This is a genomic window from Streptomyces sp. NPDC004134, assembly GCF_042874195.1.
Lineage (GTDB): Bacteria > Actinomycetota > Actinomycetes > Streptomycetales > Streptomycetaceae > Streptomyces.
Genome location: NZ_JBIAMS010000004.1, coordinates 144,911 through 168,410 on the forward strand (window position 1 = coordinate 144,911; position 23,500 = coordinate 168,410).

A 23,500-nucleotide genomic window follows, 5' to 3' on the forward strand; every position below is an offset into this window, starting at 1 on the left:
CCTTCCGCCGTACGGGCGCCCCCGCCGCCCTGAGGGGGTCTAGCTGCCCACTCTGGCCGGTTCGCCCAGGTCCACCGGACCCACGCCCGCGCGGCGGGCCAGCGCCACCGCGGCCAGCGTCGAGTGCACGCCCAGCTTGCCCAGGACGTTCTGCATGTGCGTACGGACCGTGTGCGGTGACAGGTACAGCCGCTCCGCGACCGCCTTGCGGCCCAGGCCCGCGACCATGCAGCGCAGCACCTCGTGCTCCCGCGGGGTCAGCGACTCGACCAACTGCTCGCTCTCCGTACGGTGCTCCCTGGCCGCCGTCAGCTCCCGCAGCACGCCCGTGAGCAGCGCGGGCGGCAGATGCGTTTCTCCTCGCAGCACGCCCCTGATCACCGCCAGCAGCCGGGACAGCGAGCTGTCCTTGGCGACCCAGCCGAACGCCCCCGCCTGCAGCGCCGCCGCCGCCCGCGCCGGGTCGTCGCGGGCCGCGAGGACCACCGTGCGCGTCTGCGGGTGCGCCGCGCGGACGCGCGCGGTGAGCGATATCCCGCCGGGGCCGCCCGCCGCCGAGCCGTTCCCCGCGACCGCCTGCGCGGGCACCGGGGCGCCCGCGGGCGTATCGCGGTCGAGGTCGGCGTCGACCAGGAACACGTCGAACCTGCGGCCCTCCGCCGCGGCCCGCTCCAGCGAGCGCAGCGCGGCCTGACCGCTGCCGGCCGGCAGCACGTCGACGTCGGGCTCCGCTGCCAGCGCGGCGGCCAGCGACTCGGCGAACACGCGGTGGGCATCGGCCACCAGGACCCGGATCCGAACCACGGACACCCCCATGTCGCGGACTACCAGAACTCGCTGAATGCGGAATACGGCGCTCGGAGCGTGGAGCGCCCGCCTGAGCTGCGGCCGCCGCCGCGTCCCATAGCTACCCCACCCCGTGCGCCGTACCCACGGTCTCGCCCCCTGAACGGCACCGGCCCCCACCGGTGCTGCCCCACAGCGTAGGGCGCGGGACCCACAAGGGAAGCCCAACGGCCGACTTTCCGTGGCGAGTTCGCCACGCGGAGTAGAAACCGGCCGGATACGGCCCCGTTGCGGATGGATTCCGGAGTTCCGGCGGGCCCGGGAGCGGTAAGGCTGTACCTTGCCGGGGCAGTAGACCCCCGGGGGGAGGGCGAGATGGCCGTTCGGCTGATCGTGGTCGACGAGCACCGCCTGCTCGCCGAGGCTCTCGCGTCCGCGCTGAAGCTGCGCGGGCACCGGGTGCTGGCCGCGGCCGCGCCCACGGCGGGCGCCGCGGAGCTGGTGGTGAGCAGAGGACCTGAGGTGTGCCTGCTGGGCACGGCGACTCCGGCCGCACCCGGGGCGTTCGACCCTGTGCTGCGCATCAAGCGGGAGCGCCCGCAGATAGCGGTGGTGGTGCTCGGACCGGTGCCGAATCCGCGGGGCATAGCGGCGGCCTTCGCCGCGGGTGCCTCCGGGTACGTACGGCATGACGAGCGCATCGAGGGTGTGGAGCGTGCGCTGGTCAAGGCGCGTGCGGGGGAGGCGGCGGTGGCTCCCCAGTTGCTGCAGAGCGCGTTCACGGAGCTGCTGAACCCGGCGGCGGAGCCGGACGACGAGGGCGCCCGGCTGCTGCAGTTGCTGACCCCGCGCGAGGTCGAGGTGCTGGTGCGGGTCGCGGAGGGCGAGGACACCCGGCTGATCGCCCAGGGGATGCGCATAGCCGCGAGCACGGCCCGTACGCACGTGCAGCGCGTGCTGATGAAGCTCGGGGTGGGTTCACGGCTTGAAGCGGCGGCGCTGGCGGCCCGTACGGGGCTGCTCGACCGCGCCGCCGCCCGGCCCGCGATGGACGGCGAGGCGGGCGCGTAGCGGCTTTCCGGGTCCCGAAACACGCGGCGGCTTTCGGACATTCGCGTACGGGCAGGGGCCCGGGGCGTACGGGATCGGCGGGCGTACGGATCAGCGGGTGTCCGGGCGGTCCTGGCCGTCGTCCCCGTTGATGGCTTCCGCCAGTTCCTCCCCTGACGGGGGGCGCACCGGCCGCAGAAGCTGCCAGACGAGGAAGAACAGCCCGAGGGCCAGCATCCCCAGCCCGGTCCACAGGTTGATGCGCACGTCCTCCGCCTTGGCGATCTCCGCGTCGGAGTCGAAGGCGCCGGCGATCACGAGGATCAGCCCGTACACGACGAAGAGGCCGCCGATCAGCCGCCGTACGTCGAACAGCCTGCTGGCCGTCGCCGACTTGCGCTCCAGCTCCTCGATCTGCTGCGCCAGTTCGCCGGTGTCCGGGATGCGGCCGGGGCCGTCCGGGCCGTCCGGGCGCTCGTTGGTGTCGCTCATGGTGCGCTCCTAGAAGGAGAAGGGGATGTAGCACAGGGCGGCCAGGACGAGCGCGCCCCAGCCGAGCAGCGCCGGTTTGCGGTACCAGGCGTCGTCGCCGGCGGCGGCGGGCTCGGACATGCCCGGGGAGCGGGTCCCGTAGACGAGGCCCGCGAGCTGCTCGGGGGGCTTGGGCCGGGTGAACGGCGTGACGACGAGCATCGCGGCCGCGCCGGCCACGAAGCCGACGATCGCGGAGACGAAGTTGGCGCCCTGGTCGCTGGGGATGCTGATGACGCCCTGCTTGTAGATCCAGAAGTAGTTGAGCATCGCGGCGACCGTGCCGACGAGCAGCCCCCAGAACCCGGCCTTGGCGGAGGTGCGCTTCCAGAACATGCCGATGATGAAGACCACGAACATCGGCACGTTGAAGAAGGAGAACAGCGTCTGCAGGTAGGCCATGATGTTGCTGAACCTGGACGCGATGAACGCCGTGCCGACGCTCGCCGCGACCCCGACCACGGTGATGATCCGCCCGAAGCGCAGGTAGTACGCGTCCGTCCGGCCGCGCTTGACGTACGGCTCCCAGATGTCGGTGGTGAACACCGTGTTGAACGACGAGACGTTGGCCGCCATGCCCGCCATGAACGCCGCCAGCAGTCCCGTGATGGCCACGCCCAGCACGCCGTTGGGCAGCAGTTGCTGCATCAGGTACGGGATCGAGTCGTTGTACGTCAGGTTCGAGCCGGACGTGCCGATCTCGGGCACCAGGGCCGCGGCGGCCAGGCCCGGGATCATCACCAGGAAGACGATGAAGATCTTCGGGTACGCGCCGATGAGCGGCGTGCGCTGGGCGGCCGAGAGGTTCTTGGCGGACAGCGCGCGCTGCACCTCGGCGAAGTTGGTCGTCCAGTAGCCGAAGCTGAGGAGGAAGCCGAGCCCGAGGACGATCGTCAGCCAGTTGGCGCCCAGCGGGTTGGTGTGGCCGATGGCGGTGCCGCCCCAGGTGGTGGTGAAGTCGCTGCCGCGGGTGGAGGTCAGGGTGTCCTTGAGGCCGTCCCAGCCGCCGACGCGCTTGAGCGCGAGGAGCGTCAGCGGCAGCAGCGCGGCGATGATCACGAAGAACTGCAGCACCTCGTTGTAGACCGCGGACGACAGCCCGCCGAGGGTGATGTACGCGAGCACGACGGCGGCGGAGATGACGATGGCGACCCACTCCGGCCAGCCGAGCAGCGCCTCGACGACGATGGCCATGGCGTAGAGGTTGACGCCGGCGATGAGCACGGCGGCCAGCGAGAAGAGCACGGAGCTGAGCAGGTGCGCGCTGCGGTCGTAGCGGTGCAGCAGGAACTCCGGCACGGAGCGGACCTTCGAGCCGTAGTAGAAGGGCATCATCACCAGGCCGAGGAAGACCATCGCCGGGATGGCGCCGATCCAGTAGAAGTGCGCGGTGTAGACGCCGTACTGGGCGCTGTTGGCGGCCATGCCGAGGATCTCGGTGGCGCCGAGGTTGGCGGAGATGAACGCCAGGCCGGTGATCCAGGCGGGCATGGAGCGGCCGGAGAGGAAGAAGTCGAGGCTGGTCTTGATGCTTCGCCGGGCCAGGAAGCCGATGCCGAGGACGACGGCGAAGTACATCGCCATGATCACGTAGTCGAGGGCGTTGGTGTCGAGGCGCAGCTCTGTCGCTAGTGGGTGCATGCTTCAGGTCCGCTTCCGTGCGTGGTGCGTTCAGAAGACGAAGCCAGACGGTGGCGTTGGATTCCGAAAGCTTCTGTTGGGACTGTTTGCTTGTCTGTTGGATCTTGCACCCAGAATGTCTGATAAAGGATAAATTGGGGTAAGCGACGCTCCGGCGTTGACTCGCCTGTTGGCTTGTGGTTCATTGTGTTCGATTGTGTTGGGGAACCGGACCATGACGGCCGGCGGGCAGGGCAGGCCAGGGCCGAGGAAGAGGCTCCAGTGAAGAAGACGCACACGCGGCTCGCGGACGGGCGCGAGCTGATCTACTTCGACGCGCGTGACGACGCCGTCAGGGACGCGGCCGACCGCCGCCCCCTGGAGCCGACGCGCACCGCGTCGGAGGCGCGCTTCGACCCGCTGCGCGGGGAGTGGGTGGTCATCGCCTCACACCGCCAGGGCCGTACGTACCGGCCGCCCGCCGACGAGTGCCCGCTGTGCCCCTCCCGCGGCGGGCGGCATAGCGAGATCCCCGCCGACGACTACGAGGTCGCCGTCTTCGAGAACCGCTTCCCCTCGCTGACCGGCGACCCGGGACCCGAGACCGGCGAACCTCCGTTCGTCGGCGCGCCGGGCGCGGGGCGCTGCGAGGTCGTCTGCTTCACCTCCGACCACGACGCCTCGTTCGCCGATCTCACCCCCGGGCAGGCCGCGCTGGTGCTGGACGCCTGGACCGACCGCTCGGTGGAGCTGGCCGAACTCCCCGGCGTCGAGCAGGTCTTCTGCTTCGAGAACCGCGGCGAGGAGATCGGCGTCACCCTCGGCCATCCGCACGGGCAGATCTATGCGTACCCGTATGTCACGCCCCGTACCGCGCAGATGATGCGGTGCGTCGACCTGCACCGGGCGAGGACGGGCGAGAACCTCTTCGACACCGTCGTCGCCGCCGAGACGGCGGCGGGGGCGCGGGTGGTGCTGGAGGGGGCGCACTGGGTGGCGTTCGTGCCGTACGCGGCGCACTGGCCGTACGAAGTGCACCTCTACCCGCGGCAGCGGGTGCCCGACCTGCCGGCGCTGGGCGACGCGGCGCGCGCGGAGTTCCCGGAGGTCTACCTCGAACTCCTGCGCAGATTCGACCGGATCTTCGGCCCGGGCGAGCCCCCGACGCCGTACATCTCGGCGTGGCATCAGGCACCGGTGCGGGCGCCGGGCCGCGATGACTACGCTCTGCACCTCGAGCTGTTCACGATCCGCCGAAGCCCGGGCAAACTGAAGTACCTTGCAGGCTCGGAGTCCGCGATGGACGCCTTTGTCACCGATGTACCGCCCGAACGGGCGGCGGAGCGACTGCGAGAGGTAGCAAGCGCGTGAAGTCTGCCGACGGCGACCGGAGGTGCGGCGGCCGGGTCCGGGGCGTCGTCCCCTGCCGGAACGCCGCGGCCGCATCGTCCGGACCCGGCACCCCGTCCCGCTACGGGCCGCGGTGCGCGGTCTCCGCGCTCACGTACCTTGCAGGCTCGGAGTCCGCGATGGACGCCTTTGTCACCGATGTACCGCCCGAACGGGCGGCGGAGCGACTGCGAGAGGTAGCAAGCCAGTGAGTCATGACGTGGCCGGGGGTGCCGGGGGCGGCGGGCGGAAGTATCTGGTGACCGGTGGGGCGGGGTACGTGGGGAGCGTCGTCGCGGCGCACCTGCTCGCCGCCGGGCACGGGGTGACCGTGGTCGACGACCTGTCGACCGGGTTCCGCGAGGGGGTGCCGGAGGGCGCCGAGTTCGTCGAGGACCGGATCCAGCACGCCGCGAAGTGGCTGGACTCCTCGTACGACGGCGTGCTGCACTTCGCCGCCTTCTCACAGGTCGGCGAGTCCGTCACGCACCCCGAGAAGTACTGGCGCAACAACGTCGGCGGCACCCTGGAGCTGCTCGCCGCGATGCGCGACGCGGGCGTGCGGCGGCTGGTGTTCTCCTCCACCGCCGCCACCTACGGCGAGCCGGAGTCCGTGCCGATCACCGAGGACGCCGTCACCGCGCCGACGAACCCGTACGGGGCCTCCAAGCTCGCCGTCGACCAGATGATCGGCGCGGAGTGCCACGCCCACGGGCTGGCCGCCGCGTCGCTGCGCTACTTCAACGTCGCCGGCGCCTATCTGCCCGCCCAGGGCGGCGGCCCGTACGGCGAGCGGCACGACCCCGAGTCGCACCTCATCCCGCTGGTGCTCCAAGTCGCCCTGGGGCGGCGCGAGTCGATCTCCGTCTTCGGCGACGACTACCCCACCCCCGACGGCACCTGCATCCGCGACTACATCCACGTCGCGGACCTCGCCGAGGCGCATCTGCTCGCGCTCGACGCGGTACGCCCAGGGGAGCACCGCATCTGCAACCTCGGCAACGGCGCGGGGTTCTCCGTGCGCGAGGTCGTCGAGACGGTCCGCCAGGTGACCGGGCACCCGGTGCCCGAGGTGGTCGCGCCGCGGCGGGCCGGGGATCCGGCGGTGCTGGTGGCGTCGGCGCAGGCGGCGAAGGAGCAGTTGGGCTGGCGGCCGTCGCGTACGGAGCTGGCGGGGATCGTGTCGGACGCCTGGGACTTCGCACGGCGGGGTGCGGGCGCGGGGGAAGGCGGAGGGGACGCATGACGGCTGGGGAGAAGACGGCGGCGGGCCGGGACGCGACGGGCCGCGGCACCGCGGAGACGGACGCCGCGGAGGCGGGCGCGGTGGAGGCGGCGACCGCGGCGTTCGCGGAGCTGTACGGGGAACCGCCCGCCGGGGTGTGGGCCGCGCCCGGGCGCGTCAACCTCATCGGCGAACACACCGACTACAACGACGGCTTCGTCATGCCGCTCGCCCTCCCGCACACCACCCTCGCCGCCGCCCGCCGCCGCGACGACGGCGTGCTGCGGCTGCACTCGGGCGACGGCGAATCCCGCCTGACGGAACTGGCCGTCGACGGCCTCGACCCCCTGACCGTGGGCGGCGACCGCGGCGGCTGGGCCGCGTACCCGGCGGGCGTGGTGTGGGCGCTGCTCCGCACCGTCGACGCCTTCGCGGACTTCGCCGGCGCCGACATCCACTACGAGAGCACGGTCCCCACCGGCGCCGGGCTGTCCTCGTCGGCGGCGCTCGAGGTCTCCACCGCGCTGGCGCTCAGCGACCTGTACGGCCTGGGCCTCGACCCCGTACGGCTGGCGAAGGTCGGCCGGCACGCCGAGAACGACTTCGTCGGCGTACCCAGCGGGATCATGGACCAGATGGCCTCCGCCTGCTGCACCGCGGGCAACGTGCTCTATCTCGACACCCGCGACCTCACGCAGCGCGCCGTGCCCTTCGACCTCGCCGCCGGGGGGCTCACGCTGCTCGTCGTCGACACGCAGGTCAAACACGCCCTGGGCGACGGCGAGTACGCCGAGCGGCGGGCCGGCTGCGAGGCGGCGGCGCGGGCGCTGGGCGTACCGGCGCTGCGCGACGTGCCGTACGCGGAGCTGGACGCCGCGCTGGCGCGGCTGACGGACCCGGCGGTGCGCCCGCTCGTCCGGCACGTCGTCACCGAGGACCGGCGCGTCGAGGAGTGCATCGCGCTGCTCGACGCCGGCCGCACCCGCGACATCGGGCCCGTGCTGCTCGACGGACACGCCTCGCTGCGCGACGACTTCCGCGTCTCCTGCCGCGAACTCGACGTGGTCGTCGAGTCGTCGGCCGCCGCGGGCGCGCTCGGCGCGCGCATGACCGGAGGCGGCTTCGGCGGCTCGGCGATCGTGCTGGCCGAGACGGACGCGGCCGACACGGTCGGCAAGGCCGTCGAATCGGCCTTCGCCGCGGCGGACTTCCGCCCGCCGCGGATCTTCCCCGCCGTCCCGGGCGCGGGCGCCCGCCGCCTGGCCTGAATCCGCTCAGGCGCCCCCGCCCGGGGGCGCCTGGCAGCCGGCCGTCACTTCTCCTTGCTGCCGAACGCCAGGGCGAAGTACTCGACGTCGTCGCGGTCGCTGATGATGTCCTGCGCCAGATAGAACCGGCCGTGCTCGAATATGTACGGCACGCTGTCGCTGTAGGTCAGCGTCGACTCGGCCTCCGCCGTGTCGTTCGGCAGCTCCAGCCAGGTCTCCTCCTTGGCGGAGCCCGGGTCTATCGCGACGATCTCACCGCCGGAGTCGTACGTCCCCTTGCGGTACGCGATGATCTTGCCGCCGTCCATCCGCAGCGGCACCATCGTCCGCTTCTCACCGGCGTCGTACTTCTTCGTCGGCTTGCCCGTGTCGAGGTCGAACGCGACGATCTCGTTCGTGTCGCCGTAGTCGCTCTTGCCCTGGTGCTCGCGCGACGGCAGATACATCGTGTCGCCGTCCACGGCCACCGTCGTGCACGACTCGGCGCCGTCGCTGTAGTCGCAACCCGGCTTGTAGCGCGGGCCGGCCGTCTCCGTGCCCAGCGAGATCTTCGAGCGCAGCTCGCCCTCGTCGAGGGCGAAGATGTCGGTCTCGGTGGTCTTGCCCGCGCCGATCGTGATCACCGGCGGCTCGACGCTGAGCACCTGGACGCTCTGCACCCCGTCCGGCACGTCGTACGACCAGTAGATGCCGCCGGTGGCCGGGTCGACCTTCTGGACCTTCATGTCCTCGTTGAGCGAACCGCAGAAGACCAGGCCGAGCAGGTTCGTCCCGTCGCTGGCGTAGTCGTGGTCCTTGCACTCGGTGGTGGGCTTGGTCTGCCACACCGGGTCGCCGCCCGCGAGGGGGAACGCGGCGGAGCCGGAGAGGCCGGAGGCGATGACCGTGCCGTCGGCGATGGTCACGTACTCGAACTTCAGGCTCTCGTCGGCGGTCGCCACATGCTGCTTCCACAGCTCCTCGCCGGTGTTGACGTCGAAGACGACGACCTCGGAGCACGGCGCGTAGGTGTCGTCCGGGTCGGAGACCTTGCCGTCCTGCACCAGCATGGCGGCCTTGCCGTCGTCGGTGACCGCCCGCGAGGCGCCGCAGACCAGGCCGGCGGTCGGCAGCTCCCAGATCTCCTTGCCGGTCGTGGTGTCGTACCCCTTCACGGCGTTCAGCTCGCCCTTGGCGTAGATCTTCTCGGTCGCCCACTGGCCCTCGGCGGGCCATGTGGCGCCCTCTTCGGCCTGCGGGTACGGGACGCCGAACAGCAACTCGCCGTCGGCGCTCGCCGGCTTGCTGTCGCTGACGGCCTTCTTGGCACCGCCGCCGCCACCGCCCCCGCCGCCGCCGCCGGCCTGGGTGTCGCCGTCGTCGCGGGTGAGGAAGAAGCCCGTACCACTCGCGACCACGAGGATCGCCACCACCGCCGCGATGATCGCCCACACGGGGACGAGCTTCTGCGCCTCCGGCTTGGCGGGCATGCCCGGGACCTGCGCCTGCGGATAGCCGCCCGAGTGCTGCGGGGCGGGCTGGGCGAAGCTGTAGTGCTCCTGGGACTGCTGCGGCGCCTGCTGCCCGTACGCCTGCGGGGCCGGAGGCTGAGCCGGGGGCTGGGCCGGGGCCTGCGGCGGCTGCGCCGGCGGGTAGCCGTACTGCGGCTGCTGCGCGGGCTGTTGCGGCTCCTGCGGCGCGCCGAAGCCGCCGCCCGGCGCGGGCGGCGGCGGGGTCTGCGGATATCCGTAACCGGGCTGCTGCGGGTCCTCGGCCGGCGGCGGCCCGAAGCCACCGGACGGCGGCTGGCCCGGCGGCGGTGGCGGCTGCGACATTTCCCTGTCCCCCCGGATGGATGTGCGTACGAGCTGCGGTCGCGTGGCTCATTTCTACCACCCGCGGGTGACAGCCGCCGCCGGCCGCGCACGGACCGCGCAACCGGCCGTACGCCGCGGGCTCAGCCCGCCTCCGCCGCCTCGGCCAGCTCCAGCCAGCGCAGCTCCAGTTCCTCGCGCTCGGCCGCCAGCCCGCGCAGTTGCCCGTCCAGCTCCGCCACCCGCGCGAAGTCCGTCGCGTGCTCGGCGATCGCGGCGTGCAGGTCGGTCTCCTTGCCGCCGATCCGGTCCAACTGCCGCTCGATGCGCTGCAGCTCCTTCTTCGCCGCCCGCGCGTCCGCCGCGGACAGCCCGGCCGCCGCCGGCTGTGCCTGCGTCTCCGTCTGCGCTCCGGCGGGGGCCTGCGGCTGCGTCTCGCGGATACGGGCCCGGCGGCGCAGGTACTCCTCGATCCCGCCCGGCAGCATCCGCAGCGTCCCGTCGCCCAGCAGCGCGTGCACGGTGTCCGTCGTCCGCTCGATGAAGTACCGGTCGTGGCTGATGACCACCAGCGTCCCCGGCCAGCCGTCCAGCAGGTCTTCGAGCTGCGTGAGGGTCTCGATGTCCAGGTCGTTGGTCGGCTCGTCGAGGAACAGCACGTTCGGCTCGTCCATCAGCAGCCGCAGCAACTGCAGCCGCCGCCGCTCGCCGCCGGACAGGTCGCCCACCGGGGTCCACTGCTTCTCCCGCCCGAAGCCGAACTGCTCGCACAACTGCGAGGCGGTCATCTCCCGCCCCTTGCCGAGGTCCACCCGCTGCCGTACCCGCTCGACCGACTCCAGCAGCCGCCACTGCGGGTCCAGTTCGGTGACCTCCTGCGAGAGGTACGCGAGCCGCACGGTCCTGCCCGCGACGATCCGCCCCGCGGCCGGCTGCGTCTCGCCGCCGGAGCGGGCCGCGTCCGCGAGCGTACGCAGCAGGGACGTCTTGCCCGCGCCGTTGACGCCGAGGAGGCCGACGCGGTCGCCGGGGCCGAGCTGCCAGGTCAGCCCCTTGAGCAGCACCCTGCCTTCGGCGCCGCCCCCGGCCCGTACGGTGACGTCCTCCAGGTCGAAGACGGTCTTGCCGAGGCGGGAGTTGGCGAACTTCATCAGCTCCGCGGAGTCCCGGGGCGGCGGCACGTCGGCGATGAGCGCGTTGGCGGCCTCGATCCGGAAGCGGGGCTTGCTGGTACGGGCCGGGGCGCCGCGGCGCAGCCAGGCCAGCTCCTTGCGCACGAGGTTCTGCCGCTTGGCCTCCTCGGTGGCGGCGATCCGGGCGCGCTCGGCGCGGGCGAAGACGTAGTCGGAGTAGCCGCCGTCGTACTCGTGGACCCCGCCGCGCTGGACGTCCCACATACGGGTGCAGACCTGGTCGAGGAACCAGCGGTCGTGGGTGACGACGACGAGCGCGGCGCGGCGGGTGCGCAGGTGCTCGGCGAGCCAGGCGATGCCCTCGACGTCGAGGTGGTTGGTCGGCTCGTCCAGCACGATGAGGCCGGGGGTGCCGATGAGCAGCTTGGCCAGCGCGATGCGGCGGCGTTCGCCGCCGGAGAGCGGGCCGATGACGGTGTCGAGGCCCTGCTCGAAGCCGGGCAGGTCGAGGCCGCCGAAGAGGCCGGTGAGCACGTCGCGGACGCGGGCGTCGCCGGCCCACTCGTGGTCGGCCATGTCGCCGACGACCTCGTGCCGGACGGTGGCGGCGGGGTCGAGGGTGTCGCCCTGGGTGAGGACGCCGAGGGTGAGGCCGCCGGTGTGGGTGACGCGGCCGGCGTCGGGCTCTTCGAGCTTGGCGAGGAGGCGGACGAGGGTGGTCTTGCCGTCGCCGTTGCGGCCGACGACGCCGATGCGGTCGCCTTCGGCGACGCCGAGGGAGATGCCGTCGAGGAGGGCGCGGGTGCCGTAGACCTTGTCGACGGCTTCCAGGTTGACCAGGTTGGCGGCGGCCATGGCGGTGCGGTGCTCCTCGCGGGGTCGGGGTGGGTTTCCTCGGCGGGCGGCCTCCCAGCGTAGTTCGCGCGCCGCGGAATGCCGCCCGCGGCCTTTCCCTCACCCCTCCCGTCGCCGAACCGGGGCGCTGTCCCCTCAGTCCACGACGACCGCGCCCGGGGCCGGGGCCTGGGCGACGCGGGCCTTGCGGCAGGTGCCCGACGCCTCCAGCGCCGCGGCGACCTCCGCCGCCGCCGTTTCGTCCGCCGCGAGGAACGCGCACGTCGGGCCCGAGCCCGAGACGAGGGCCGCCAGGGCGCCCGCCGCGGTGCCCGCCTCCAGGGTCTCCGCCAGGGAGGGGCGGAGGGAGAGGGCGGCGGGCTGGAGGTCGTTGCCCCCTTCGATCGCCGTCAGCGCCGCGGCGAGGTCCGCCGGGTCGCCGGAGCCCAGCGCGTCCAGCACCGCGGGGGACGGGTCCGGGTCCGGTACGGAGCGGCCCGCCGCCAGGCGGTCGAACTCCCCGTAGACCTCCGGCGTCGACAGGCCGCCGTCGGCCACCGCGAAGACCCAGTACAGCGGGCCCTTCGCGGACAGCGTCGTCAGCCGCTCGCCCCGGCCGCGGCCCAGCGCCGCCCCGCCGACCAGGCTGAACGGGACGTCGCTGCCCAGCTCCGCGCAGATCCGCAGCAGCTCGCCGGTGCCGGTCCCGGTGCCCCAGAGCGCGTCGCAGGCCAGCAGCGCGCCCGCGCCGTCCGCGCTGCCGCCGGCCATGCCGCCGGCGACGGGGATGTCCTTCGCGATGTGCAGGTGGACGTTCGGCTCGCGCCCGTGCCGGGCGGCGAGCAACTGCGCGGCGCGGGCGGCGAGGTTCGAGGTGTCGGTGGGGACGGCGGCGGCGTCGGGGCCCGCGACCGTGACACGCAGGGCGTCGGCCTCGGTGGCGGTGACCTCGTCGTAGAGGCCCACGGCGAGGAAGACGTTCGCGAGGTCGTGGAAGCCGTCCGCGCGCGGCGGGCCGACGGCGAGCTGCACGTTGACCTTCGCGGGTACGCGGACGGTGACGCTCCGCGCGGCGGGGGCGGGACCGGGGGCGGGCGTGGTCGATCCGGATGTCACGGCGTGCTGCTCCTCGTGGTGGCGGTCCGGTGCCGGGACTCCGCGATCCGCGCGAAGTCCTCGATGGTCAGGGACTCGCCGCGGGCCTGCGGCGAGACGCCCGCGGCGCGCAGCGCGGCCTCGGCGGCGGGCGCGGAGCCCGCCCAGCCGGTGAGCGCCGCGCGCAGCGTCTTGCGGCGCTGGGCGAACGCGGCGTCGACGGCCGCGAAGACCTCGGTGCGGGTGGCGCCGGTCGCGGGCGGCTCGCGGCGGGTGAGCGAGACGAGCCCGGAGTCGACGTTCGGCGCGGGCCAGAACACGGTGCGGCCGATGGCGCCGGCCCGCTTGACGTCCGCGTACCAGGCGGCCTTGAGCGACGGCACGCCGTAGACCTTCGACCCGGGGGCGGCGGCCAGCCGGTCGGCGACCTCGGCCTGCACCATGACCAGCGTGCGCTCGATGCCGGGGAAGGTGGCCAGCATGTGCAGGAGCACGGGCACCGCGACGTTGTACGGGAGGTTCGCCACCAGCGCCGTCGGCGGCGGGCCCGGCAGCTCGGTGATCCGCAGCGCGTCGGCGTGCAGGAGCGCGAAGTGCTCCGCGCGCTGCGGCAGCCGGGCCCGTACGGTCGCGGGGAGGGCGGCGGCGAGCACGTCGTCGATCTCGACGGCCGTGACGTGGGCCGCGGCCTGGAGCAGGGCGAGGGTGAGTGAGCCGAGTCCCGGGCCGATCTCGACCACCACGTCGTCCGGCCGCACGCCGGCGGCGCGCACGATGCGGCGGACGGTGTTGGGGTCGATGACGAAGTTCTGGCCGCGCTGCTTGGTGGGGCGTACGCCGAGGGCCGCCGCCAGCTCGCGGACGTCCGCGGGGCCGAGCAGCGGGTCCGGCTCGCCGGTGGTGGCGCTCACCGCTCCAGGCTATTCCGTGCGTCTTGGCGGGCTCCTGGCGAGCCGCCGGGGGCGGGCCGTACGGCGTCGGCCGGGGCGTAGCCGAACGCGCGCGCGGTGTTCGCCGCGATCGCCGCGGCCAGCTCGTCGGGGTCCTCGCCGCGCTCCGCGGCCATGGCGCGCAGCGTGAGGGGGATCAGATACGGCGCGTTGGGCCGGCCCCGGTACGGCATCGGCGTCAGGAACGGCGCGTCGGTCTCGACGAGCAGCAGCTCCGCGGGCGCGACGGCGACCGCCTCGCGCAACTGCCCCGCGTTCTTGAAGGTCATGTTTCCGGCGAAGGACATGAAGTAACCGTTTTCCGCGCAGGTTTCGGCCATCGCCGCGTCACCGGAATAGCAGTGGAATACCACCCGCTCCGGCGCTCCCTCTTCATCAAGAATGCGCAGCACGTCGTCGTGGGCATCCCTGTCGTGAATGACGAGGGCTTTTTGCCGGCGTTTTGCCATCTCGATGTGACGGCGGAAGGAGTGCTGCTGCGCGGCGGCGCCCTCGGGGCCCGTCCGGAAATAGTCGAGGCCGGTCTCGCCGACGCCGACGACCTGCGGCAGCGCGGCGAGCGCGTCGATCCCGTCGAGGGCCGCGTCCAGTCCCGCGCCCAGCCGCGGGGCCTCGTTGGGGTGCAGGGCGACGGTCGCCCACACCGCGTCGTGCGCGGCGGCGGTCTCCGCGGACCAGCGGGACCGCTCCAGGTCGCAGCCCACCTGGATGAGCGTGGTGACGCCGACCCGGGCGGCCGCGGCCACCGCCTCGGCGACCGTGCCGTCCTGCATGTCGAGATGCGTGTGCGAGTCCGCCGCGGGGTGGCCGAGCGGCTCGGGCGGCGGCGGCGCGGACTTCGCGTCCGCGCCGCCTGAGGTGTGCTGAGCCATGCCGGGGACTCTACTGGCCCGGTAGGACACCGCCGTGCGGGGCGGTGGCCGTCCGGACCCGCCCGGGTCCCCGCGGGGTCAGGTGCGGCGCGAGCGCTGCCGCACCGACTCGACGGACCGGACCTGGCCGGCGCGCATGATCCGTACGACGTGCTCGCCGCAGTTCAGGCACGTGGGCCGGGTCAGCGGCGAGGGCACCCGCTCTCCGTCGGTGTGGTACGTCACGAAGGGCCGGCCCTTCGAATCGACGTGGTGGTGTATCTCGTAGCTCTGCTCCCACCCGTGCCCGCACATCATGCAGGCGAAGGCATATGACTCGGTCACTGGCTCGGGTTCGGACATTGGCTGCTCCTCTTGTCCATGTGAGGGACAAGTCGCCGGAACGCATCCCCTATTCCAGTGGACACCCATTCGGCGCGACCCGCAGCCGTCCATACCATCAATTGAAGGAGTTTTGATCCGGCTACTCTGAGTTGTTTGCCGAGTTTTTCGCGGCCACCACCGCATCGAACACCTCGCGCTTGGGTACCCCCGCGTCCCGGGCGACCGCCGCGATGGCCTCCTTGCGCCCCTCCCCCGCCTCCTCACGGACGGTGACCCGGCGGGCCAGCTCCGTGGCACCGGGCCGCTCGCGGTCCACGGGCGCGCCCTCCACGACCACCGTGACCTCGCCGCGGACGCCCTCGGCCGCCCAGTCCGCCAGCTCCCGCAGCGGGCCGCGCCTGACCTCCTCGTACGTCTTGGTCAGCTCCCGGCACACGGCGGCCCTGCGGTCCTCGCCGAAGACCCCGGCCATGGCGGTGAGGCTGTCACCGAGGCGGTGCGGGGCCTCGAAGTACACCAGGGTGCGCCGCTCGGCGGCCGCCTCCCGCAGCCGCGAGAGCCGCTCCCCCGGCTTGCGCGGCAGGAAGCCCTCGAAGCAGAACCGGTCCACCGGCAGCGCGGAGACCGCGAGCGCCGCGAGCACCGCGGAGGGGCCGGGCGCGGCGGTGACGGTGATGCCGCGCCGTACGGCGGCGGCGACGAGGCGGTAGCCGGGATCGGAGACGGAGGGCATACCGGCGTCGGTGACGAGCAGGACGCGCGCGCCGCCGGCCAGCTCCTCGACGAGGTCGGGGGTACGCGCGCTCTCGTTGCCCTCGAAGTACGACACGACGCGGGCCGTCGGCTGCACCCCGAGCGCCTGCGTCAGCCGGCGCAGCCGGCGGGTGTCCTCGGCGGCGATGACGTCGGCGGCGGCCAGCTCGGTCGCCAGCCGCGGCGGTGCGTCCGCGGGGTCGCCGATGGGCGTGCCTGCCAGTACGAGGAGTCCACTCACGTGCCCATCCTGTCGGATGGCACCGACAGGACGCGAGGACGGGTCCCGTCGCAGGTCCGCGGCCCGGTCCGGGGCGGGCCCGGCCGCGGACCTGCGGCGGGTCCGCTGCGCGGCCCGGGGCCGGGTCCGCGGCCTGCCCCGGAGCGGCGTGCGGTCCGCCCGGGGCGTACGGGCCGTGCGGCGGCCGTACGGGCGGCTCCCGGCCGGTTCCGATCAGTCCCGCCGTGCCCGGGACGCGCGCGCCTAGGATGGGCCCCCGTGAGCAGTGACACCGTGACGCAGCCCGCGCAGAGCCGGTCCGCGCCCGCCCCCGCGTGGCAGCGGCGGCTCCGCGCGTTCGGGTACGTGCCGCGGCGCGAGGCCGGCGTCACGGAGCGGCTGGTGCCGCCGTACCGGCGGTCCGGGGCGCGACTGCTGCAGGTGATGGGCGTGCCCGCGGTGACGGCGGTGCGGGTGGCGCGGCTGGGCGCGTGGGGCGGGCCGCTGCTCGTGGCGCTCTTCGCCGGCGTGCTGCGGTTCGTGAACCTGAGCAGCCCGCGCGCGGTGATATTCGACGAGACGTACTACGCCAAGGACGCCTGGTCGCTGCTCCAGCTCGGCTACGAGGGCAGTTGGCCCAAGGACGCCAACGACAAGCTCCTGGACGACCCGCAGGTCATCCCGCTCAGCGAGGATCCCGGCTACGTCGTCCACCCGCCCGTCGGCAAGTGGATGATCGCGCTCGGCGAGTGGGCGTTCGGTCTGGACCCCTTCGGCTGGCGCTTCGTCACCGCCCTGCTCGGCACGCTGTCGGTGCTCATGCTGTGCCGCATCGGCCGCCGGCTGTTCCGCTCCACGCTGCTCGGCTGTCTGGCGGGGCTGCTGATGGCGGTCGACGGCCTGCACTTCGTGATGAGCCGCACCGCGCTGCTCGACCTGGTGCTGATGTTCTGGGTGCTGGCCGCGTTCGGCTGCCTGCTGATCGACCGGGACCGCGCACGGGAACGGCTGGCCGCCGCGCTGCCCAGGGGGCGGCCCGACGACGCGGTGGCCTCCGGGCTGCGGCTCGGGGCGCGGCCGTGGCGGCTCGCCGCCGGCGTGTGCATGGGGCTCGCCCTGGGCACCAAGTGGAACGCGCTCTTCATCCTCGCCGCGTTCGGGCTGCTGACGGTGCTGTGGGACGCGGGCGCCCGCCGTACGGCCGGTTCCCGCCGCCCGTACGCGCGCGCGCTGCGCCTCGACGTGGTGCCGGCGTTCGTCTCCACGGTGCCGGTGGCGGCGGCCGTGTACGTCGCCTCCTGGACCGGCTGGTTCGCCTCCGACAACGGCTACTTCCGCGGCTGGGCAGAGGACCGTGACACGGCGTTCCCCTTCATCCCCGATGCCGTGCGCAGCCTGTGGCATTACCACGCGGTGGTCTACAGGTTCCATGTCAACCTCGACTCCGGCCACACCTACGACTCCAACCCGTGGAGCTGGCCCGTGGTCGGCCGGCCCGTGTCGTACTTCTGGGACGACCCGCGCCCGGGCTACGACGGCTGCCCCGCCGACGCGACGGAGAACTGCGCCCGCGAAGTCCTGGCCCTGGGCACCCCGCTGCTGTGGTGGCTGGGCGTCGCCGCCGTCGTCTACGCGCTCTACCGCTGGGGCCTGCGCCGCGACTGGCGCGCCGGCGCGATCCTGTGCGGGGTGGCGGCCGGCTGGGTGCCGTGGCTCTTCTACCAGGAGCGCACGATCTTCCTCTTCTACGCCGTCGTCTTCCTCCCGTACCTGTGTCTGGCGGTGACGATGATGCTCGGCGCGATGGCCCGCGCCGGCACCGCCGCCCTCGCGGGCACGGGCCCGTCCGCGGCCGGGCCGGGCACGGACCAGCCCACCGAATGGCGCAGAGCGGCGGGCGTGGTCGCGGCGGGGGTCCTCGTCCTCCTCGTCCTCTGGAACTTCATCTACTTCTGGCCGATCTACACCGGCGAAACGATCACGCGCGACGCCTGGGAGGCGCGCATGTGGCTGGGGAGTTGGGTCTGAGCCCCGGCTCGACGGGTGGGCGTCCCTGCGGCAGGTGGCTTAATGTGCTTGACGCAGGGTCGAAATGGTCTCGGGGCGCGCAGAGGGAGCACGGCAGATGGCGGGCAGCCACCGGCGCAGACGCGCCGGATCAGGTGCGTCGGCGCGAGCGACGCGCACCCGGATCGCAGTAGTCGTCGGAGTCGGTGCCGCGGTCGTCGGTGCGGCGGGGTTCGGCGCGTACAGCGTCCTTGAAGACGACAAGGCCGAGAGCGGCGGCAACGCGCTGTCGGCGCCGGCCTCATCCGATCCGGTGAAGACCGGACCGCCGGGTCCCCGGGAGACCGCGAGGGCGGCGGGGGACTTCCTGGCCGCCTGGGCGGGCGGCAACACCGCGACCGCGGCAAGGATGACGGACGACAGGAAGGCGGCGCTTCGCGGCCTCGACTCGTACCGCGAGGACGCGGGCGTCGACAAGGTGAAGCTGACCCCCGGCCGGCCGGAGGGCACGAAGGTGCCGTTCAGCGTCGACGCCCGGGTGACCTTCGGGGACAACGTCAAGCCCTGGGCGTACAACTCGGCCCTGGAGGTCGTACGGGACGAGAAGACCGGCGAGCCCGAGGTCGTCTGGGACCCGTCCCTCATACATCCCAAACTCACCGAAGGCGAGCGGCTGCGCACCGGTTCGACCGAGGCCCCGCCGATCAGGGCACTGGACCGCACCGGCGCCAGGCTCGACCCCGAGGAGTACCCGTCGCTCGCACCCGTCATCGCCGACCTGCGCGAACGCTACGGCGCGAAGGCGGGCGGCAAGGCGGGCGTCAAGGTCTGGACGGAGCCGGCCGACGCGCCGAAGGGGGACAAGAAGAAGGACAAGAAGGACGACGACAAGGCGGGCGCGCCCGAGACCCTTCTGGTCCTCTCCAAGGCCAAGCCGGGCACGCTGCAGACGACGCTGGACGCGGCCGTGCAGGAGACCGCGGAGACGGCCGTCGCCAAGCAGGGCGGGGCGGCGCTGGTGGCGCTGCAGCCCAGCACCGGCCAGATCCTCGCGGTCGCCAACCAGGTCCCCGACGGCCACAACACGGCGCTCCAGGGCACGCTGCCGCCCGGCTCGACGATGAAGGTCGTCACGGCCTCGATGCTCATGGACAAGGGCCTGGCCGCGCCCGACAAGCCGCACCCCTGCCCGCGGTACAAGGCGTACGGCGGCTGGGAGTTCGAGAACGTCGGCGACAACTCGTTCACCATCCAGGGCGGCACGTTCACGCAGTCCTTCACCGCCTCCTGCAACACCGCGTTCATCTCGATGGCGGAGAAGCTGGAGAACGACGACCTGACGAAGCAGGCCCGGGACGTCTTCGGCATCGGGCTCAACTGGCAGACGGGCGTGACCACCTTCGACGGCTCGGTGCCGGTGCAGTCAGGCGTGGAGATGGCGCTGTCGCTGATCGGCCAGGGCGGCGTGCGGATGAACCCGCTGACGATGGCGTCGGTGTCGGCGACCGCGAAGTCCGGCGTCTTCAAGCAGCCGCACCTGGTGCCGCAGTCGTTCGACGGGCGGCAGTTCGCCACGGCGCCGAAGAGCATGAAGGCGGCGACGGCGCAGTCGCTGCGGGACCTGATGGAGGAGACGGCGAGGACCGGGACGGCCGCGGGGGCCATGAGCGGGCTGACCGGGCAGGTGGGCGCGAAGACCGGCTCCGCGGAGATGGGCGGCCAGGAGGAGACGGACGCCTGGTTCACCGCGTACCGCGGGGACCTGGCCGCGGCGGCCACGGTGCCGAACATCGGGCACGGCGGCGAGTTCGCGGGCCCGCTGGTACGGGACGTGCTGGCGGCGCACGGCGGCTGAGGCGCAGGTTCACCGGGACCCGGCGCGAGGCGCGCCGGGTCCCGGTGTGCGGAATGTGTTCGCGTGGCCCGTACACCGGACGTTAACGTCACCTCCATGACGACAGCCGACGCCGCACACCCGCTCTTCGCCACCGCCCTCGCCGAACTCGGCCTCAGCGTCCCCGTACGCCGCTTCCCCGACGCCACCCGTACCGCGGCGCAGGCGGCGGAGGCCATCGGCTGCGAGCTGAGCCAGATCGTCAAGTCCCTGATCTTCGCGGCGGACGGCGTACCGGTGCTGGTCCTGATGGACGGCGCCTCGCGGGTGGACACCGAGCGCGTACGGGCCGAGTTGGGCGCCGCGGGCGTGCGCCGGGCGGACGCGGCGGTGGTGCGCGAGGCCACGGGGTACGCCATCGGCGGCGTGCCGCCCTTCGGGCACGTGACGCGTATGACGGTGCTCGCCGACCGCGGGCTCCTCGACCACGGCGAGGTCTGGGCCGCCGCGGGCGACCCGCACACGGTGTTCCCCATCGCTCCGAAGGACCTCGTCGCGCACGCGGGCGCGCGGGTCGCGGACGTGTCCGAGGTGTGCGAGCCGGGGGTGTGACCCCCCTCATAGCCGCGGCGGTCCTCGCGGCCGCCGTGATGCACGCCTCGTGGAACGCCATCGCCCACGGTTTCAAGGACCAGTTGGCCGTCTTCGCGCTGATCGGCGTGGGCGACGTGCTGATCGCGGGCACCGCGGTGTTCTTCGTGCCGTTCCCGGACGCCGGCGCCTGGCCGTGGCTGCTGGCGTCGGTCGCGATCCACCTCGTGTACATGACGCTGCTCATGCAGTCGTTCCGGCTGGGGGACTTCGGGCAGGTCTACCCGATAGCGCGCGGCACGGCCCCGCTGGTCGTCGCGGCGGTGGCGCATCTCTTCCTGGACGAGCGGCTGGGCCTGTGGCAGACGGCGGGCGTCGCGGTGGCGTGCGCGGGTCTGAGCGGCATCGCCCTGTGGGGGCTGCGCGGCAAGGACACCCGCCCGCACTGGCCGGCCCTGGCGGCGGCGTTCGCGACGGGCCTGTCGATCGCGGCGTACACGATCGTCGACGGCGTCGGCGTGCGCGCCTCCGGCAGCGCGATGGGCTACACGGCGTGGCTGGTCCTGCTGATGGGCCCGTGGATCCCGCTGGCGGCGCTGGTGCTGCGCGGCCCGGGGATGGTGCGCGAACTGGCGCCGGTGGCGGTACGCGGGCTGCTGGGCGGGGCGATCTCCATCACGGCCTACGGGCTGGTGCTCTGGGCGCAGACGCGCGCCCCGCTGGCGCCGATAGCGGCGCTGCGGGAGTCGAGCATCGTGGTGGGGGCGGCGATCGGGGCGGTGTTCCTCAAGGAGCGGTTCGGCGGGCCGCGGATCGTGGCGGCGTGCCTGATGGTGGCGGGAATCGCGCTGGTGCTGCTCCCCGCGTAGCCGGGGCGTCCCGGGGGTGTGACGAGTACGCAACAGGGGTTATCCACAGGGGTTTTCTCCGCGGGCGTTCACCTTCAGGATGGAATCTCCGCAACACAGACAACGGGGGATGACCATGGCAGTGCTCGGCGAAGGGACGAAACGCCAATCCGGTGAGGCATCGGACCGCCATGCGCCGAGACGGCACCTGGGCGCGTATCTCACCGCGGCGGTGCTGCTCACGGCCCTGGGCCGGATGGTCGTCGCCTGGATCTCCTACGACTTCGACCAGGTGGACGGCCGGGGCGACGACTTCTTCAAGGCGCTGTACGACCCGCGCGTCCTGCTGGAGCCCGAGTTCTTCAACCCGTACGTGTGGGCGTTCACGGTGGCGTTGATGGTGACGGGGCTGGTCGCGGCGCTGAACCGGCGGGCGGGGCGGGGAGCCGCGCTGCTGTGCGGCTTCGTGATGTTCGCGACCGCGGCGCGCGAGTTGATCGGCCTGGCCCGCAGCGAGGAGTTCCGGGACTGGTACTTCGGGATCAGCGACCTGGAGGCCGCGATCGTCGGCAGCTGGGTCGTCGTCCTGCTGTTCTCGGCGACCGTCGTCGTGCTGATGCTCCGGGCGGGCGACCGGCCGGCCGCGGGCGCGGCGGGGATGCCGGCGCGGGGGTCGCAGCTCTACCTGATGTCCGGCGTGCTGATGCTGATCCTCGGCCTCGCGCTCATCGGCTGGATCGTGCGCGTACTGACCACGGACGGGTACGACAGGGGTGAGTACTTCAGAACCCTGGTGGACGCCGGGGAGGCGCCCTTCCCGGTGTTCGCCGGCTCCGGGGAGTTCTGGACTGCGGTCATCCCGGTGGCGCTGCTGGTGCTGGGCGTGCTGGCGCTGCTGCGCCGGCCGGTGGTGCGGGGTGCGTCGATCGCCGTCCTCGGGGTCTTCCTCTACATCTACGTCCGCCAGATGATCGGCATGACGATCACGGAGTTCCCTGAGGAATCGCTGGACGAGACCAGTCTTCCCTTCCCCGACTGGGATGCCTACACCGAGGACACGGAGGGCTGGCTGAGCCTGGCCACCTATGTCGGCGGCTCGCTGATAGCCATCGTGGTGATCGTGATGATGCTGCGCGCGCCGGAGGCGGCGGCCGGGGCGGACGCGCCGCCGGTGGCGGGCGGTCACGTACCGGCGCAGCCGGTGGGGCAGCCCGTACCGCAGGATTCGCCGCAGCCGCAGGCGCAGGCGCGGTACGACGCGATGCCGCAGGCGCCGACCATAGCCGCGCCCCCGCCGCCGGCCGCGCCGCCGCAGGCGCCACCGCCGCCTGCCGGCCCGCCGCCCGCGGGCTGACGGGGCGGGGCCGGCCGGCGGGGGCCGACCGGGCGGAGGCGGGTCAGACCGGGCGCACCGTGTCGCCGAGGCGTACGGTGCCGGGGGTCAGGACGTCGGCGCCCACGCCGATGCACATCCCGCGGTCCGCGGTCAGCGTCTTGAGCACGCGGCGGTCCTCCGGGAGGTCGCGCTGCGCCATCGTGGTCATCACGCAGCGCTTCATGCGCTTGATGACCCGCAGCCGCACCTCGTCGCCCACGGCGATCTCCCGGCCCACCCAGTCCTCTTCGATCCAGGGCTCCTCGGTGTCCAGAAGGATGTTCTTGCGGAAGCGGCGGGCGTCGGCGGGTTCGGTATCGCCGAGGATCCGGCCGAGCGCGTGCAGGGAGGCGGTGCCGATAAGCGTCACGCCGCAGTCGTCGTAGTGCGAGACGGCGTCCTCGCGGGCCAGCCGGACGTCCGCGCCGAGCAGTTCCGCGAGGTGGGCGTCGTCGCGCAGGTCGGTCCCCTCGGGGCTGACGACGTGCGGGCGGGCGGTGCCGGCGTCGTGGGCGGCGGCGTAGGAGGCGGAGAAGTGGAGAAGGCCCTCGGTGCGGCGGAAGCGGCGGGAGTTCTTGCCGCTGCCGAGCTTGCCGTCGCCGTAGGTGACGGCCCAGAGGCGGTCGCCGACCGTGCCGCGCTCGTCGATAACGAGCTCCGGCAGCCGTTCGCCGAGCATCGACTTGACCGGGAAGCGCCGGAGCACGGCGACGGCGGGATCGGACGGTTCCGGGAAAGGCGGCGGAGCCGGTAGGGCGGGCGGGAGTTCGGGCATGCTTCGGACCCTATGCCCGCCCCGGGTCGAAGCCGAAGGGTATTTCCAGGCGGTGCGCGGCCATCAGCTCGTCGTCGAGCAGAAGTTCCTTCGTCGCGCCGTCGGCGACGATCAGCCCGCCGCCGAGGACGACGGAGCGGGGGCACAGCTCCAGGGCATAGGGGAGGTCGTGGGTGACCATGAGCACGTGCCCGCTCGTGGCCCCGGCCATACGAATCAATTGCAAA

General features: G+C 73.0%; 20 protein-coding genes and 1 pseudogene. 9 read left to right on the forward strand and 12 right to left on the reverse strand.

Going from position 1 to position 23,500, the window contains the following annotated elements; all coding sequences use genetic code 11:
• Nucleotides 1-39 precede the first annotated feature (39 nt).
• Nucleotides 40-816, reverse strand: coding sequence for a LuxR C-terminal-related transcriptional regulator (locus ACFYVJ_RS07830; protein WP_388887577.1), 777 nt, complete (start codon nt 814-816; stop codon nt 40-42).
• A 345-nt stretch (nt 817-1,161) separates the two neighbouring features.
• Between ACFYVJ_RS07830 and ACFYVJ_RS07835 the strand changes: the two genes are divergently transcribed.
• Nucleotides 1,162-1,857: a response regulator transcription factor gene (locus tag ACFYVJ_RS07835; protein WP_388887579.1), complete on the forward strand. Its 696-nt coding sequence runs from the start codon at nt 1,162-1,164 to the stop codon at nt 1,855-1,857.
• Nucleotides 1,858-1,947: 90 nt separating this feature from the next.
• Here ACFYVJ_RS07835 and ACFYVJ_RS07840 read toward each other — a convergent pair whose 3' ends face one another.
• Together ACFYVJ_RS07840 and ACFYVJ_RS07845 are read right to left on the reverse strand one after the other, a co-directional pair.
• Complete coding sequence (locus ACFYVJ_RS07840) at nt 1,948-2,328, reverse strand: hypothetical protein (protein ID WP_388887581.1); 381 nt, start codon at nt 2,326-2,328, stop codon at nt 1,948-1,950.
• A gap of 9 nt (nt 2,329-2,337) precedes the next feature.
• The gene (locus ACFYVJ_RS07845) at nt 2,338-4,008 is read right to left on the reverse strand and encodes a sodium:solute symporter family protein (protein WP_388887583.1); all 1,671 of its coding nucleotides are present in this window, start codon (nt 4,006-4,008) and stop codon (nt 2,338-2,340) included.
• Nucleotides 4,009-4,269: 261 nt separating this feature from the next.
• Here ACFYVJ_RS07845 and galT point away from each other — a divergent pair, with 261 nt between their 5' ends.
• From galT to galK, 3 genes are all read left to right on the forward strand, one after another.
• Nucleotides 4,270-5,358, forward strand: a complete 1,089-nt coding sequence (gene galT / locus ACFYVJ_RS07850) for a galactose-1-phosphate uridylyltransferase (protein ID WP_388887585.1) — start codon at nt 4,270-4,272, stop codon at nt 5,356-5,358.
• 226 nt (nt 5,359-5,584) lie between these two features.
• A complete protein-coding gene (gene galE / locus ACFYVJ_RS07855; RefSeq protein WP_388887587.1) occupies nt 5,585-6,622 on the forward strand; it encodes a UDP-glucose 4-epimerase GalE in 1,038 nt (345 codons plus the stop codon).
• The gene (gene galK, locus ACFYVJ_RS07860; protein WP_388887589.1) at nt 6,619-7,869 is read left to right on the forward strand and encodes a galactokinase; all 1,251 of its coding nucleotides are present in this window, start codon (nt 6,619-6,621) and stop codon (nt 7,867-7,869) included. Before galE ends, galK begins: the two co-directional genes overlap by 4 nt.
• Before the next feature lie 44 nt (nt 7,870-7,913).
• Here the strand turns inward: galK and ACFYVJ_RS07865 are convergent, their stop codons facing one another.
• The 7 genes from ACFYVJ_RS07865 to rsmI all read right to left on the reverse strand — a co-directional run bounded on the left by ACFYVJ_RS07865 (nt 7,914) and on the right by rsmI (nt 15,864).
• Entirely contained in the window at nt 7,914-9,683 is a 1,770-nt protein-coding gene (locus ACFYVJ_RS07865) for a PQQ-binding-like beta-propeller repeat protein (protein ID WP_388887591.1), read from the reverse strand.
• A gap of 122 nt (nt 9,684-9,805) precedes the next feature.
• Entirely contained in the window at nt 9,806-11,650 is a 1,845-nt protein-coding gene (locus ACFYVJ_RS07870; protein WP_388887593.1) for an ABC-F family ATP-binding cassette domain-containing protein, read from the reverse strand.
• A 135-nt stretch (nt 11,651-11,785) separates the two neighbouring features.
• Nucleotides 11,786-12,745 carry a 4-(cytidine 5'-diphospho)-2-C-methyl-D-erythritol kinase gene (locus ACFYVJ_RS07875; RefSeq protein WP_388887595.1) on the reverse strand — a complete coding sequence of 320 codons (960 nt, stop codon included), beginning with the start codon at nt 12,743-12,745 and terminating at the stop codon, nt 11,786-11,788.
• Nucleotides 12,742-13,635, reverse strand: coding sequence for a 16S rRNA (adenine(1518)-N(6)/adenine(1519)-N(6))-dimethyltransferase RsmA (rsmA, locus tag ACFYVJ_RS07880; protein WP_388887597.1), 894 nt, complete (start codon nt 13,633-13,635; stop codon nt 12,742-12,744). Before rsmA ends, ACFYVJ_RS07875 begins: the two co-directional genes overlap by 4 nt.
• Nucleotides 13,632-14,546 carry a TatD family hydrolase gene (locus ACFYVJ_RS07885; RefSeq protein WP_388887599.1) on the reverse strand — a complete coding sequence of 305 codons (915 nt, stop codon included), beginning with the start codon at nt 14,544-14,546 and terminating at the stop codon, nt 13,632-13,634. The genes rsmA and ACFYVJ_RS07885 overlap by 4 nt, the downstream gene beginning before the upstream one ends.
• Nucleotides 14,547-14,624: 78 nt before the next feature.
• Complete coding sequence (locus tag ACFYVJ_RS07890) at nt 14,625-14,888, reverse strand: hypothetical protein (RefSeq protein ID WP_347580412.1); 264 nt, start codon at nt 14,886-14,888, stop codon at nt 14,625-14,627.
• A 121-nt stretch (nt 14,889-15,009) separates the two neighbouring features.
• Nucleotides 15,010-15,864 (reverse strand): 16S rRNA (cytidine(1402)-2'-O)-methyltransferase, encoded by an 855-nt coding sequence (gene rsmI, locus ACFYVJ_RS07895; RefSeq protein ID WP_388887602.1) that lies wholly within the window; start codon nt 15,862-15,864, stop codon nt 15,010-15,012.
• A gap of 258 nt (nt 15,865-16,122) precedes the next feature.
• On the opposite strand from rsmI, the gene ACFYVJ_RS07900 reads away from it, so the two are divergent.
• From ACFYVJ_RS07900 to ACFYVJ_RS07920, 5 genes are all read left to right on the forward strand, one after another.
• Nucleotides 16,123-17,871 carry a dolichyl-phosphate-mannose--protein mannosyltransferase gene (locus ACFYVJ_RS07900; protein ID WP_388887604.1) on the forward strand — a complete coding sequence of 583 codons (1,749 nt, stop codon included), beginning with the start codon at nt 16,123-16,125 and terminating at the stop codon, nt 17,869-17,871.
• 97 nt (nt 17,872-17,968) lie between these two features.
• Nucleotides 17,969-19,705, forward strand: coding sequence for a penicillin-binding transpeptidase domain-containing protein (locus ACFYVJ_RS07905; protein ID WP_388887606.1), 1,737 nt, complete (start codon nt 17,969-17,971; stop codon nt 19,703-19,705).
• A 96-nt stretch (nt 19,706-19,801) separates the two neighbouring features.
• The gene (locus ACFYVJ_RS07910; protein WP_388887608.1) at nt 19,802-20,296 is read left to right on the forward strand and encodes a YbaK/EbsC family protein; all 495 of its coding nucleotides are present in this window, start codon (nt 19,802-19,804) and stop codon (nt 20,294-20,296) included.
• Nucleotides 20,293-21,144 carry an EamA family transporter gene (locus ACFYVJ_RS07915; RefSeq protein ID WP_388887610.1) on the forward strand — a complete coding sequence of 284 codons (852 nt, stop codon included), beginning with the start codon at nt 20,293-20,295 and terminating at the stop codon, nt 21,142-21,144. The genes ACFYVJ_RS07910 and ACFYVJ_RS07915 overlap by 4 nt, the downstream gene beginning before the upstream one ends.
• 109 nt (nt 21,145-21,253) lie before the next feature.
• Complete coding sequence (locus tag ACFYVJ_RS07920; protein ID WP_388887612.1) at nt 21,254-22,477, forward strand: hypothetical protein; 1,224 nt, start codon at nt 21,254-21,256, stop codon at nt 22,475-22,477.
• A gap of 43 nt (nt 22,478-22,520) precedes the next feature.
• Here the strand turns inward: ACFYVJ_RS07920 and ACFYVJ_RS07925 are convergent, their stop codons facing one another.
• Together ACFYVJ_RS07925 and ACFYVJ_RS07930 are read right to left on the reverse strand one after the other, a co-directional pair.
• Nucleotides 22,521-23,273: an MOSC domain-containing protein gene (locus ACFYVJ_RS07925; protein ID WP_388887614.1), complete on the reverse strand. Its 753-nt coding sequence runs from the start codon at nt 23,271-23,273 to the stop codon at nt 22,521-22,523.
• Between the two features lie 10 nt (nt 23,274-23,283).
• Nucleotides 23,284-23,460 (reverse strand): annotated as a pseudogene (locus ACFYVJ_RS07930) (cobalt ABC transporter ATP-binding protein); the annotation flags it as partial.
• Nucleotides 23,461-23,500: the final 40 nt, after the last annotated feature.